Annotated in this window: 15 protein-coding genes; 6 read left to right on the forward strand and 9 right to left on the reverse strand. The window is 41.5% G+C overall.

The window, feature by feature from the left end:
• Positions 1-114: 114 nt before the first annotated feature.
• Genes HFD85_RS02760 through HFD85_RS02775 form a run of 4 tightly spaced genes read right to left on the reverse strand, consistent with a single transcriptional unit; the run spans position 115 to position 3,098 of the window.
• Entirely contained in the window at positions 115-801 is a 687-nt protein-coding gene (locus HFD85_RS02760; protein WP_167605073.1) for a lipid-A-disaccharide synthase N-terminal domain-containing protein, read from the reverse strand.
• A 56-nt stretch (positions 802-857) separates the two neighbouring features.
• Positions 858-1,592 (reverse strand): ribonuclease III, encoded by a 735-nt coding sequence (gene rnc, locus HFD85_RS02765; RefSeq protein ID WP_167605074.1) that lies wholly within the window; start codon positions 1,590-1,592, stop codon positions 858-860.
• Between the two features lie 6 nt (positions 1,593-1,598).
• Complete coding sequence (fabF, locus tag HFD85_RS02770) at positions 1,599-2,840, reverse strand: beta-ketoacyl-ACP synthase II (protein WP_167605075.1); 1,242 nt, start codon at positions 2,838-2,840, stop codon at positions 1,599-1,601.
• A gap of 21 nt (positions 2,841-2,861) precedes the next feature.
• The gene (locus tag HFD85_RS02775; protein WP_167605076.1) at positions 2,862-3,098 is read right to left on the reverse strand and encodes an acyl carrier protein; all 237 of its coding nucleotides are present in this window, start codon (positions 3,096-3,098) and stop codon (positions 2,862-2,864) included.
• 184 nt (positions 3,099-3,282) lie between these two features.
• On the opposite strand from HFD85_RS02775, the gene purN reads away from it, so the two are divergent.
• The 3 genes from purN (at position 3,283) to rprY (ending at position 6,207) form a co-directional block, all read left to right on the forward strand.
• A complete protein-coding gene (gene purN / locus HFD85_RS02780) occupies positions 3,283-3,852 on the forward strand; it encodes a phosphoribosylglycinamide formyltransferase (RefSeq protein ID WP_240925001.1) in 570 nt (189 codons plus the stop codon).
• 112 nt (positions 3,853-3,964) lie between these two features.
• Positions 3,965-5,515, forward strand: a complete 1,551-nt coding sequence (locus HFD85_RS02785) for a sensor histidine kinase (RefSeq protein ID WP_167605078.1) — start codon at positions 3,965-3,967, stop codon at positions 5,513-5,515.
• A gap of 2 nt (positions 5,516-5,517) precedes the next feature.
• Complete coding sequence (rprY, locus tag HFD85_RS02790) at positions 5,518-6,207, forward strand: response regulator transcription factor RprY (protein ID WP_167605079.1); 690 nt, start codon at positions 5,518-5,520, stop codon at positions 6,205-6,207.
• A 68-nt stretch (positions 6,208-6,275) separates the two neighbouring features.
• Here the strand turns inward: rprY and lepA are convergent, their stop codons facing one another.
• The 3 genes from lepA to HFD85_RS02805 all read right to left on the reverse strand — a co-directional run bounded on the left by lepA (position 6,276) and on the right by HFD85_RS02805 (position 9,927).
• The gene (gene lepA / locus HFD85_RS02795) at positions 6,276-8,060 is read right to left on the reverse strand and encodes a translation elongation factor 4 (RefSeq protein ID WP_167605080.1); all 1,785 of its coding nucleotides are present in this window, start codon (positions 8,058-8,060) and stop codon (positions 6,276-6,278) included.
• A gap of 187 nt (positions 8,061-8,247) precedes the next feature.
• On the reverse strand, positions 8,248-8,733 hold the full coding sequence (locus tag HFD85_RS02800; protein ID WP_167605082.1) for a putative molybdenum carrier protein: 486 nt from the start codon (positions 8,731-8,733) through the stop codon (positions 8,248-8,250).
• A gap of 189 nt (positions 8,734-8,922) precedes the next feature.
• Positions 8,923-9,927, reverse strand: coding sequence for an aldo/keto reductase (locus HFD85_RS02805; RefSeq protein ID WP_167605084.1), 1,005 nt, complete (start codon positions 9,925-9,927; stop codon positions 8,923-8,925).
• Between the two features lie 171 nt (positions 9,928-10,098).
• On the opposite strand from HFD85_RS02805, the gene HFD85_RS02810 reads away from it, so the two are divergent.
• The 3 genes from HFD85_RS02810 to HFD85_RS02820 are packed head-to-tail and all read left to right on the forward strand — an operon-like array spanning position 10,099 to position 12,583.
• The gene (locus HFD85_RS02810) at positions 10,099-11,394 is read left to right on the forward strand and encodes a serine hydrolase domain-containing protein (RefSeq protein WP_167605085.1); all 1,296 of its coding nucleotides are present in this window, start codon (positions 10,099-10,101) and stop codon (positions 11,392-11,394) included.
• A gap of 10 nt (positions 11,395-11,404) precedes the next feature.
• Positions 11,405-12,118 carry a deoxyribose-phosphate aldolase gene (gene deoC, locus HFD85_RS02815; RefSeq protein ID WP_240925002.1) on the forward strand — a complete coding sequence of 238 codons (714 nt, stop codon included), beginning with the start codon at positions 11,405-11,407 and terminating at the stop codon, positions 12,116-12,118.
• Positions 12,119-12,142: 24 nt separating this feature from the next.
• A complete protein-coding gene (locus HFD85_RS02820) occupies positions 12,143-12,583 on the forward strand; it encodes a GNAT family N-acetyltransferase (protein ID WP_167605087.1) in 441 nt (146 codons plus the stop codon).
• A gap of 2 nt (positions 12,584-12,585) precedes the next feature.
• Here HFD85_RS02820 and HFD85_RS02825 read toward each other — a convergent pair whose 3' ends face one another.
• Together HFD85_RS02825 and HFD85_RS02830 are read right to left on the reverse strand one after the other, a co-directional pair.
• Positions 12,586-12,939, reverse strand: coding sequence for an arsenate reductase family protein (locus HFD85_RS02825; RefSeq protein WP_167605088.1), 354 nt, complete (start codon positions 12,937-12,939; stop codon positions 12,586-12,588).
• 37 nt (positions 12,940-12,976) lie between these two features.
• Positions 12,977-13,642 (reverse strand): transaldolase family protein, encoded by a 666-nt coding sequence (locus tag HFD85_RS02830; RefSeq protein ID WP_167605089.1) that lies wholly within the window; start codon positions 13,640-13,642, stop codon positions 12,977-12,979.
• Between the last annotated feature and the right edge of the window lie 37 nt (positions 13,643-13,679).

A 13,679-nucleotide genomic window follows, 5' to 3' on the forward strand; every position in this document is an offset into this window, starting at 1 on the left:
TAGCGTGTTGCTAAGTAGAGACAAGTTACGGCTTTTTGATTTGCTATCGAAATCAAATACAGCTACTTATTGACTAAAAACTAAAGCAGATCAAGGAATTACAATGTGCGGTTTCTATTTTATTTTATCCGAAACTTTACCAACAATCTTATTGATAACAGGCATTTGCTCCAACCTGGTAAAAAGGCTTTTTCTTCCGTAATGAAGCAGGATATTTCTGGTGTACACAAAAATACCGAATCCATGGGATGCAAATAATACCGGATCGAGTCGGGGGATAGAATAGGTGAAAATCATGGATGAACCCAGAATGCTGATAACCCAGAAACCCAGAGGGAAAACAGAGTCTTTTTCCTTTTCTGAAAATATCCATTGGTAGAAGAAACGCGAAATAAATACGATCTGTGCCAGCGTTCCCCAAACTAACCAGAAGGCACTCACATCTTCATTCTTTAGCATAGAGGAGAAATTTCCGGAGGAAATGAGCCAGAATACATAGCCCAGCGGAACAGTAATGGCCAGAATCCGGGACAACCAGTGCATACTTTTCCATGCATTTTTTAACTGCAGGTTCCGAATATAAATCATGTAAACCAACAACTGACCGACAACAATGGCAAAATCGTGACGTAAAATGCCATAAGTCAGCATTAGTATTGAAGCCACTAAACTGATTTGCCAGAAGATAACCGGAGAAAGAACTTCGCCTTCTTTTTCCGATTTAAACCACTGCGCAATGATTCTGATGAAAAAAAGAACCTGTGCCAGGAATCCAATGCCTATGATGAGAATGTGTTCCATTTAAGCTTTTTTGCGCGGGCAAAATTAAAAAGAATGTGTTAGTTACAACCCGAAGTTTACTTTAATTCGTTGATCTTTTTGAGCGTGACCCTGGCAGCATTCTGATGTGCCTCTTTTTTTGAACTGCCGCTGCCTGTACCAACTTTTTCGTTATCGATTTTTACAACAGCGATAAATTTGGGCTGTTTCAGGTTTTCATCGGTTTCTTCGGTTGTTTCAAACTCAAGTTCGCGCTTGTTTTTTTGGCTCCACTCTATCAACTGGCTTTTAAAGTTCGAATCTTCCTGTTCGATCTCGTTGAGGTTAACAAATTGTGAAAGTATTTTTTTCGTCACAAAAAATTTAGCTGCCTGGTAGTCGCGGTCGAGGTAAATGGCCCCGATCAATGCTTCCAGAGCATCGCCGTAAATGTGGCTTTTATCTATTTTTTTTGTGGTATTCGAATCGATAAATACGTGCAGCCCCATGTCGTGAGTCAACTGGGTGAGAAAAGCACGGTTGACCAATTTCGAACGGGTTTTGGTCAGAAAGCCTTCGTCTTCCTGCGGAAAACGGTTGTACAAAAAATCGGCAATAATGGCTCCTAAAATGGCATCGCCAAGGTATTCAAGGCGTTCGTTATTTACCAGGTTACCTTGCGAATCGACAACCGAAGCCGATTTGTGAATAAAAGCAACGTCGTATAAACGGAGATTTTGGGGATAAAATCCGAGGAGGTCCTTTAAAAATAAATAAAACTCTTTTCGTTCAGACGAAAAGAGTTTTACTCGTTGTACTATTTTTCTAACCACGGTTTCCTAAAGTTTTTTGAAAACCACTGTAGCGTTGTGTCCACCAAATCCGAATGTATTGCTGATAGCAATATTCAGCTCCCTTTCCTTGGCTTTGTTGAATGTGAAATCCAACCTGCTATCAATTTCAGGATCGTCGGTGAAATGGTTAATAGTCGGCGGAACGATATTGTTTCTCAATGCCATAATACTCGCAAGTCCTTCAATAGCTCCGGCGGCACCAAGAAGGTGACCGGTCATTGATTTGGTAGAACTGATGCTAACATTGTAGGCATGTTCGCCAAATGCTTTGAGAATTGCTTTTGGCTCAGCAATATCGCCAAGAGGTGTCGATGTTCCGTGAACGTTGATGTAATCCACATCTTCAGGTTTGATACCGGCATCTTCCAATGCCCATTTCATTACCAGGGTAGCGCCTCGTCCATCAGGATCGGGTGCTGTCATGTGGAACGCATCAGCCGACATACCTCCACCGGCTAATTCTGCATAAATGGTGGCTCCTCTATTAACTGCAGATTCGTATTCTTCAAGAACAAATGCTGCTGATCCTTCACCCATAACAAAACCATCACGGTCTTTATCAAACGGACGAGATGCCGTTTTCGGATCATCGTTACGGGTTGAAAGTGCTCGCATTGAATTGAATCCTGCCAGACCGGCTTCGTTTACTCCTGCTTCAGAACCACCTGTCAGCATAATGTCGGCTTTTCCCATGCGAATCATGTTAAAAGCATCAATCATGGCGTGCGATGCAGAAGCACAGGCACTAACGGTTGTGTAGTTAGGACCTCTGAATCCGTACTTAATAGAGATTAAACCACCAGCTATGTTGGCGATCATCTTTGGAATAAAAAACGGAGAGAAGCGTGGTCGATCTTCGCTAAAGGCCCGAACTTCCTCATGGAAAGTTTGTAAGCCACCAATGCCGGCTCCCCAGATAACGCCAACCCTGTCACCATCTACTTTTTCCAGATCGAGTCCACTGTCGGCAACTGCCTGGGCCGAACTGGCAAAAGCATATAATGTGTACGGATCGTGTTTACGAACCTCCTTTTTTTCAACGTATTCAAGTGGGTCGAAATTTTTTACTTCGCAAGCAAACTGCGTGGTAAACTTGGAAGCATCGAAGTGAGTAATGGGGCCAGCCCCACTCACTCCGTTTTTTAAATTCTCCCAGAATTCCTGAACGGAGTTTCCTAAAGGATTAACGGTTCCAACACCCGTTATTACTACCCGTTTTAATTCCATAAAATGAAAAATATGAGAAGTTTACTTAACTGCTGATTCAATGTGTGCGATTGCTTCGCCTACTGTAGAAATTTTTTCAGCTTCATCATCAGGAATAGCCAAATCGAATTCTTTTTCGAATTCCATGATTAATTCTACAGTGTCAAGTGAATCGGCACCTAAATCGTTAGTGAAAGATGCTTCTGGAGTAACTTCACTTTCGTCAACGCCAAGTTTATCAACGATTATCGCTTTTACTTTTGCTGCAACGTCAGACATAATGTTTAATTTTAATTAATACTAAATTTTGTTTTAAATAATTCGCTGCAAAGTAATACATTTACGGTTTAAACTTCCAAGAAAATTCTAAAAAAAGATGTAAACGTGTAGACTGGCTAATATTCTAAATAGCGAAATTTGAATTGCCGGTTTAAAAGTTCGAAAAAGAAAAATGAAGGTTAGGATGGGGATTAAAAGAATAGCAATTTTTGCTTCAGGATCGGGTACAAATGCAGAGAATATATTTACTTATTTTGCGGAGAATGAGCAGGTTGATATCGACTCCCTTTGGTCGAATAAAGCCGATGCATTTGCCCTTGAAAGGGCACGTAAATTTGGGGTGGAAACCTTTGTGTTTAATCGCGATAAATTTTATGGAACTGACGATATTGTTGATACTTTAAGAAAACGTAAAGTCGACTTAATTGTGCTTGCCGGCTTCCTATGGCTGATCCCTGAAAATCTGGTTCGTAATTTTACCATAGTTAATATACATCCTGCCTTGTTGCCCAAATACGGAGGTAAGGGAATGTACGGGATGAATGTTCACAAAGCTGTAGTAGCAAATGGTGAAAAAGAGTCGGGGATATCAATTCATTATGTTAATGAGAGCTATGATGAAGGCAAAATGATCTTTCAGGCGAGCTGCCCGGTTCTTCCCGATGATACACCTGATGAGGTGGCTCAAAAAGTACATCAACTCGAATACGAACACTTCCCAAAAGTCATTGAAAAAGTGCTTTTAGGTCAGTAATTTTACTTGCAGGTTAGTGGTGGCTGGTTAATAAGTTTTACAATCACACATATCCTGTTAAATAATGTTAAGCCGATATTCCACCGCATTTCTTTAAAATTATCTTTGAAGCATGAGTCGAAAGATGTTGATATCGCTGATTGTTTTGATGGCTATTGTGCTTTCGGGCTTAATACTGGTTCAGACATCAATGATCAAATCTGCTTCGGATATTCGCGAAGAGCAATTTGATCAGTTGGTGCGCAACGTACTTGGCTTTGTCGCCGATCAACTCGAACAGGATGAGGAAAAGCTCGCAAGGATAAGTGCAGAAAGAGGAGAATTACCTGGCTTTGAGAATCCGGCAGACGTATTCGGGAATGTTTTCCCTCGAGGTAGCGCTAGCGGAACACCAGGGATGATGAGCTTAAGTTTTAGTTATTCGCAGCAAGGACCATCGGGTGTATACACAGAAGAATTACATATTTCGGCTCTGGATTCTACACAAACAAAATCCCTGATAGGCGGATTGAAGGGATTTATGGAACAAAGCATGGAGCAACAGCAGCGTAGGAAAAGCTGGTTGCGCAACAGCAACTGGAGAAATTATAAAATACAATTGGAAGACTGGCCGATCGAAAAAAGAATAGACTCAACTCGTTTGGTTCAGTTCTTAGAAACCGGTTTACAGGCAACGAAAATTGATTTGCCTTATAAATATTCCATTACAAATTCTAATCTGGGCAGACAATCGGTAATACTGGGCGATAAAGACTTCGATTCCAGGAGTCCCGGTTTGTATTCCCAGCCTTTGTTTCAGAATGACTATGATGGGCCAAAACCCAACTATTTAAATATTTATTTTCCGCATCGGAAAAGGTATCTTTTAAAACAAACCGGATTGACCATCATTCCCACAATAATATTAACAGGTTTACTGATCGCTATTTTTGTTTATGCCATTATGATCATATTAAGGCAGAAAAAGCTGTCGATGGTAAAAAACGATTTCATTAACAACATGACCCACGAGCTGAAAACGCCGATTTCGACTATCTCACTTGCCAGTCAGATGTTACAGGATGGAAGCATTTCGAATACACCTGCTACCATTGCACACGTTTCGAAGGTCATAAGCCAGGAAAGCAAACGATTGAGTTTTCAGGTTGAAAAAGTGTTGCAGATGGCTGTTTTTAATGAGGGCCGGTTAAAGTTGAAATTACGCGAATTCGACGTTAACAAAATGATTGAAACGGTAGCCTCCAATTTCGAGTTGAGGGTAAAAAACAAAAATGGAACCTTAACAACAGAAATTAAGGCTGATAATGCAATTGTTAAAGGCGATGAAGTTCATATTACAAATGTTATTTTTAACTTGCTTGATAATGCAATGAAGTACAGCAGGGATGTACCTCATATTAAAGTAAGCACCGAGAACCGGAAAGACCAGGTGATGATTTCTGTTGAAGATAATGGCATAGGAATTGCGAAAGAACACCATGCTCAAATTTTCGACCGGTTTTACAGGGTACCAACCGGAAACGTTCACGATGTGAAAGGATTTGGGTTAGGATTGAGCTATGTAAAGAAAATTGTGGATTTACATAATGGTATCATCAAAGTTGAAAGTGCATTAAACAAAGGGACCAGGTTCAAAATCTATTTCCCACAAATAAATAATTAACCATGGAACAAAAAACAAAACTACTACTGGCCGAAGACGATGAAAATTTAGGGCTCTTGTTAAAAGAATACCTGGTAGCCAAAGGTTTCGATGCCGATCTTTATCCCGATGGGGAAGCCGCATACAAAGGATTTATGAAGGAGCATTACGACATCTGTATCCTGGATGTGATGATGCCAAAAAAAGATGGTTTTACACTGGCCAAAGATATTCGTATTGTTAACGCCGAAATTCCGGTAATTTTTCTGACAGCCAAAAACATGAAAGATGATGTGCTGGAGGGATTTAAACTGGGAGCCGACGATTACATCACCAAACCTTTTAGCATGGAGGAACTGATCTTGCGGATTGAGGCAATTTTACGTCGTACTACGCAGGACGGGCAAGCCAGTTCTCAGCAGGTATTCACTTTGGGTAAATTTACTTTCGACACCCGCAAACAAACACTGTCTGATGGCGATGAATCGGTGAAACTTACAACCAAAGAATCGGAGCTGCTTAAACTTTTGTGCCAGAACGCCAATAAGGTTTTGGAGCGAAATTATGCGCTGAAATCAATCTGGATTGATGATAATTACTTTAATGCGCGAAGCATGGACGTTTACATTACTAAATTGCGTAAGCACCTGAAGGACGAAACTTCGGTTGAAATCATCAATGTACACGGAAAAGGTTATAAATTAATTGTGTAAGATTTATTCATATAAATAAAAAATGCCCGGCTTTCACCGGGCATTTTTTTATTGGTGCTTTTGTTGTATTAATCGAGTTTAAGAACTGCAAGAAATGCTTTTTGCGGAACTTCAACATTTCCAACCTGTTTCATTCGCTTTTTACCTTTCTTTTGTTTTTCGAGCAGTTTTCGTTTACGTGTGATATCGCCACCGTAACATTTTGCAGTAACGTCTTTTCGAACAGCTTTTACGGTTTCACGGGCAATAATTTTCGCACCTATCGCTGCCTGAATAGCAATATCAAATTGTTGTCGCGGGATGAGTTCTTTTAACTTTTCGCACATGCGGCGCCCGAATGGATAGGCATTATCGAAATGAATGAGCGTTGAAAGTGCATCCACCATTTCACCGTTCAGCAAAATATCGAGCCGAACCAGTTTAGCAGGTCTGTATCCATTCATATGATAGTCGAACGATGCATAACCTTTCGAGATACTTTTCAGCTTATCGTAAAAATCGAAAACAATTTCTCCCAGTGGAATATTGAAAACGAGTTCTGCTCTTTCGGCAGTCAGGTAATTCTGGCTAACCAGTTCGCCGCGTTTGTCGAGGCAAAGGTTCATTACCGCACCGATAAATTCAGAAGCAGTAATGATATTGGCCCGAATATAAGGTTCATCAATCTCGTCAATGGTAGTTGAGGTAGGCATGCCTGACGGATTATAAACGGTTTGCAAACTGCCGTCGGTCATGTGAACCTGGTAAGAAACGTTGGGAACTGTGGTAATCACATTCATATCGAATTCCCTTTCCAATCGTTCCTGAATAATTTCCATGTGTAACAAACCGAGGAATCCGCAACGGAATCCAAAGCCAAGTGCTGCCGACGATTCAGGTTCGAATGTCAACGAAGCATCGTTTAACTGAAGCTTGTCCATTGCTGCCCGAAGATCTTCGTAATCTTCAGCATCAATTGGATAAACACCCGCAAAAACCATGGGTTTCACTTCCTCAAAACCTTCGATAGCCACACCCGGGTTTTTAACGTGCGTAATGGTATCTCCAACCTTTACCTCTTTTGCAGTCTTAATTCCTGAAATAATGTAGCCAACATCGCCGGGACCCAAAAGATCACGAGGGGCCAGTCCAAGTTTTAGCACTCCAATCTCATCGGCATCGTATTCCTTTTTAGTAGCAATAAATTTTACCATGTCCTTTTTCCTGATCTGACCATTCAAAATCTTGAAATAGGCGATAATACCGCGGAACGAATTGAATACCGAATCAAAAATAAGTGCCTGTAAAGGAGCTTCCGGATCGCCTTTTGGTTGAGGAATTTTATGAATGATTGCATCAAGAATCGCTTCAACGCCTTCGCCGGTTTTTCCACTGGCACGAATAATATCTTCATGGTCGCAGCCGATCAGATCGATAATTTGATCTTCAACAACCTCGGGCATGGCATTGGGCAGGTCCATTTTATTGAGCACAGGAATAATTTCCAGGTCATGCTCAATAGCCAGGTATAAGTTGGAAATGGTTTGCGCCTGTATTCCCTGGGTGGCATCAATAATTAGTAATGCGCCCTCGCATGCTGCAATCGAACGTGAAACTTCATAAGAAAAGTCCACGTGTCCGGGAGTATCAATCAGGTTGAGTTTGTACTTTTGATCATTGTGCACAAAATCCATCTGAATGGCATGACTTTTAATAGTGATGCCACGTTCCTGCTCCAGGTCCATACTGTCGAGTACCTGGTCGTGCATGTCGCGTTCGCCAATTGTATTTGTATGTTCCAAAAGGCGATCGGCGAGTGTACTCTTACCGTGATCGATGTGTGCAATTATGCAAAAGTTTCTGATGTTTTCCATTTACCAACCAATAACAACCATTCAACGAAATGGTTCCTTTAATTTTGCGCAAAGATATTTAAATTTTTCATCCTTGATAGCCACAGAAAATAAAGGAATTATGACAACTGTTGTTTTTGAATTAGAAAGGCTTATTTATTCTGTTTCAGTGTGCTTGTGGTTAGATTGAGAATACAGATTAATTGTCTCAATTATTCTTTCTGATTTCATCGATAAGAGCGGAAACAAACTGATAAGCCGCTAGTTGACAACCGGGGTGTTCGCTTTCCCGTGGACCGGCAATGTTTAGTGTTTTTATACCATTCAGGTACAACCAAATTAAAATATCTTTAATTGGAATTTCCGGATTTATTGTTCGGACAGGTTTATTGAAGTTTTGTGCAAGTTCTGCCGTCAATTTTGTGCCAGGTGAATTTTCCGATCCGAAAAGTATAAGTGTTGCATCTGAATCGGAAATGTTCTTCCCGGTTCGTGTTGCATAGTTAGCTTCCTTGGTTTCGTTAAGCGGGTAAACAGCTGGAATAATGCCGTCTTCAGCGCGTCTACCCGAAGGACACCACCCTCCGCACGGAAATTTTTTAGCAAGGCAAGCGTCTAAAGTTCCACGATCGACACCAGTTTGTCCTCCGCTGATGAATTTTTGGCACAGTATTTGTAAATTATTTTTTACCATGAAAACAATTAAACGAGGGAAACAGAAAACAGTTTTTCTCGTTTAACAGATTAGAATAAAATACTTCACAGCAATTTGCTGTTTTTTCATAAGTTTGGTTTAGTTAGGTTTAGTTTTGATCCCGGGGTGTTGACCCCGGGATTTTCTTTTTAAACCAATTTGTTTTAGAAATAAGCCTTACTATCGGTATTATACCTCTTTATTTTTGAAATATTCTATTTTCCCTGTCAGAGCAATGTCTTTTACTTTATCCACCAAAGCCTCCCGTTCTGTTTCCGTTAGTTTTGTGAAAGAACGGGCCAACGCAATTTTTTCGCGCATAAAAGTGGCATTCTCATTTCCAGAAATAAGTACGCTTACCGGCAACGACCATACAAAGTGCATGGCTTCTTTTATGCTAAGGTAGTTCGGAATAATGGGATCGTCCGATTTCCAGTTCGTTTCTTCTTTCGTGGCAAAAAATCGGCCATCAGCCAGTGATTTGATCGATAAAACGCCCATGTTTCGTTCCAATGCTTTCGGCAACACATTCTTAGTAAAGCTGAAATATACCTGGTCGAGCACGTTAACCGGCATTAAAACCGTATCAAAAATATCGCTTTCCTCAGTTCTTTCGAGCATGCGAGTGTGTGCAAAAGGATTTTGGTGGCCGGTAAAACCGAGGTACTTGATTTTGCCTTCCTGTTTAGCTTTCAGCAATACATCGAGCACGCCATTGGCAATGCGGTCATCCACATCTTTAGGTGTACGAATAGAGTGAACCTGGTAAAGATCCAGCTGGTCGGTATTTAGCCGGCGCAAGGTTCCTTCCAAATGTTCGCGAACGGTTTTGGCGTCGCGGCCTGTCGATTTACTCATCAGAAAAACCAGATCGCGGTATTTAGGCGTCAGGTATTTTCCGTAGCGTTCTTCACTTCTGCCGTTCGAATAGCTTTCCGCGGTATCGAAAAAACGGACTCCTCCTTCCAGTGAGGCTTCTATAACTTCCTGCGCGTCGCGTTCTGTGGTCCATCCAATGTGGTAGCCGCCGGTCCCCAGCATAGTTACGTATTCGCCTGTTCGTCCGAGTTTGCGTTTTGGTAATACTTCACCAAGTCGGTCCGAATTTGTGTTCTGTGCAAAACTTGATGAGGCGATGCTTAAGCCGGCAGTTGCACCGGCAAGCGATTTTAAGAATGTTCGTCTGTTGGTCATGTGGTTTAAATTTTATTAGCTTCATATAAAGTTACAAAAAGCTTGTGAGTTTCAATAATCACTAAAATTCAGATCCGACAGTTTTTCAAACCTCTCATTTTGGTTATCTTCGGTTTCTGATTTAAATCAACTTGAAACCTTACTGAGAACAATATCAATAAAATTCAAACTATGAAAAAACTAGTATTAATGGCTTTGGTGCTGTTTCTGGCACATTCCGAGTTTTATGCACAAACCAAATCAGCACAAAAATCTCCGCGGCTGGAAGAAGCTTCCTGCGAAAGTGTGGGATTATCGGCCGAACGTGTAGCACGTATCGATAAAATGTGTACCGAAGAAGTGCAAAAAGGCAATCTCCCCGGAGTTGTTGCATTGCTGGCACGTAACGGTAAAATTGTGCACTGGAAAGCTTATGGCAATGCCACAGCCGAAGGACGCGAATTAAAACGCGACGATATTTTCAGAATCGCTTCGCAATCAAAAGCGATTACGTCAACAGCAGTGATGATGCTTTGGGAAGAAGGAAAGTTCCAACTCGATGATCCGATCTCGAAGTATATTCCGGAATTCAAAGGGCAACAGGTTTTGAAGTCATTCAGATACAGCGATACCACCTGGACAGGAGAGCCGGTGAAAAATGAAATTACTATTAGGCACTTGCTAACGCATACATCGGGAATTGGTTATGGGGTGATCGATAGCGACGAACGGTTTAAAATGATCTATCAGAAAGCCGGAACTACTGATTTGTTTACCACCGAAAATGTTACTATCGGGGAAAGTGTTAAAAAGTTAGCTAAACTGCCTTTGCATCATAATCCCGGAGCGCAGTTTACCTACAGCGAAGGACTCGATGTACTGGGCTATTTTATTGAAATAGTTTCGGGAATGCCTTTCGATGAATTTTTGAAAACCCACATTTTCGATCCTTTGGAAATGAATGATACCCGTTTTTATCAGCCTGATTCAAAAGCTAATCGCCTGGTTGATGTTCAGCACAAAGTGGAAGGTGATTGGGAAAAATATCCTGTTACTTTTTACGATCCTGATTATCCGGTAAAAGGTGCCAAATCCTTCTTCTCAGGAGGTGCCGGTCTGAGTAGCACGGCAAAAGATTATGCTGTTTTTCTGCAAATGTACCTGAATGGCGGAGAATACAACGGAATTCGTTTGCTGAGCCGAAAAACGGTAAATGTTATTCTGAGCAACCAGATAGGCGATATTTGGGGAGCTAATTCGGATAATGAATTCGGACTGGCTTTTCAACTGGTGACTGAAAAAGGACAGAACAAGGGAGCCAACGGGAGCACGGGAACGTTCAGCTGGGGTGGTTATTTTAATACCCAGTATTTTGCCGATCCTGAAGAAAATATGATCGGAATAATTATGAAGCAAACCCAGGGGCCGGTTAACGATGTTACCGGATGGAAGTTCAAGCAACTGGTTTTTCAAACACTTGACGATTAATACGAAAAAGTTGATTACAGTAGAACAACTGGCAAAAATGATCGACCACTCCATTCTTCATCCTACATTGACAGATGAGGATATGAAGCGTGAGTGCGCGATTGCCGCAAAATACAATGTAGCTTCAGTTTGTGTAAAGCCTTACGCCGTTAAACAGGTGGTGCAACTGTTAGAGAACAGCGAAGTTCTTGTTGGTTGTGTTGTCGGTTTTCCCGCTGGTAATTCGGCTATCGAAGTAAAAGTGTTTGAAACCGAAAAGGCTTGCAGCGAAGGGGCCGCGGAAATTGATATGGTCATCAACATTGGTAAAGCGTTACAAGGCGACTGGGCCTACATTGAACGGGAAATTGCAGCTGTTACGGAGGCATGTCATAAAAACAAGGCCATTGTAAAGGTGATCTTCGAAACCGATTATGTGAGTAGGGAAGAAGACATCATTCAGCTATGCAAAATCTGCACAAAAGTTGGGGCCGATTATGTAAAGACCTCAACCGGCTTTGGATTTGTGAAAGGAGAAGATGGAAGATATTCCTACCGGGGAGCCACCATCAAAAACCTCGAACTGATGCAAAAAAACATAGGCCCAATGGTAAAATTAAAAGCTGCCGGTGGAGTGCGAACACTCGATGGGTTGCTGGCTGTTCGCGAAGCAGGTTGCTCGCGTTGCGGAGCCACAGCTACTGTTTCAATTTTAGAGGAAGCAAAGAAACGATATAAAGAATAGTTGATAATTGAGATAGATTAATTTATGGAAATTGTAATTCGAAAAGCGACAGACGATGATATTCCGGCCATTTTTGGCCTGATCCAGGAACTGGCTATTTATGAAAACGGCTTGGATAAAGTGAAAAACTCGGTGGACCAAATGTATGCCGAAAAGGACTTTTTCAATTGTTATGTGGCCGAAGATAATGGTGAAATTATAGGTATGTCGCTCTACTACTTTGTTTATTACACCTGGGTGGGTAAGGCGCTTTACCTCGACGATCTTTTTGTGAAGGAAGCCTATCGCGGGAAAAAGATTGGAAGCAAATTGATGCAAAAAATGATGGATGTTGCACGCGAAGAAAAGTGTCACCGTTTGCGCTTACAGGTATTGAACTGGAATTCACCGGCCATCGAATTTTATAAAAAGAGCGGATTCAATATCGACGAAGACTGGCACAATTGCGATTTTATCGATCTGTAATACTAATGCGCCAAAGCAGCTTTTACGGCGTCAACGGTTTTTGGGGCATTGCCAACAAAAAGCTGCTTATCGATTTCAAATACCGGTCGTTTCAGAAAAGTGTAGTCGGCTAAAAGCAGTTGTTTGTAATCAGCATCATTGCTTACCGGCTGTTCAGCAAGAACCGCTTTTAATTTGCGGGCGCGTTTGTTGATCAGGGCTTCATAGCTTCCCGTATACGTATAAAGTTGTTCCACCTGTTCTTCAGTAAGTGGAGTGAATTTGATGTCCTGTTGCTCAAAACTTTCATCAACACCCACTTCTTTCATAATTCGCCGGCAGGTATCGCAAGTGGATAAAAAATATACTTTTCGCATCGCAGATAATGTTTAAAAGGAAGATAAGAAAAGTCGCTTAAAATTCAATATCGTACAAGCCTTCACCATCCTGCTCGAAAGTAGCTACACTGATATCGGTCATTGGGTGTTTAATCAGTTGCATCAACAGTTCAGGACTGATGGTGGCTGAATGTGCACGTCTCATGCTCACGCGGTAAATCTGGTCGACGGTTTTAAAACTGGCAGCCAGTACCTTGGTATTCAGCTTGTATTCAATAATGTTTTGTGCAATATCGCCCACCACATCAATTCCGTGCGACGAAATATTATCTAAACGGCTAACATAGGGGGCTACAAAATCGGCGCCGGCTTTAGCAGCTACCAGTGCCTGCTGTTGTGTAAAAATGGCGGTGGCAGTAACATTTATGCCAGCGTCTTTCAGTATCGCCATGGCTTTGTATCCCTGCGGTGTCACCGGAATTTTGGTGTAGTAATTATCACCGAGGTCGAAATAGGTTTTGTACTTTTTTGCTTCTCTGACAATGTCTTCAGCTTGCGAGCTCATTACCTGCACGTGAATCATTCCATCGCCAACAATCTTCTTAATCGCATCGATGGATTTCGAAAGCGGAAGTCCCGATTGTTTTAAAATAGTTGGATTTGTAGTGATGCCTTCAAGCGGAAAGAAATCGTATAATTCTTTTAAGGCTGAAAGATCAGCCGTATCTGCCATGTAAATCATTGTTTCTGTTTTTGTTTTCGATTGTTTTCTGGTTCAG

The sequence above is a fragment of the Maribellus sediminis genome, assembly GCF_011799805.1.
GTDB lineage: Bacteria > Bacteroidota > Bacteroidia > Bacteroidales > Prolixibacteraceae > Draconibacterium > Draconibacterium sediminis_A.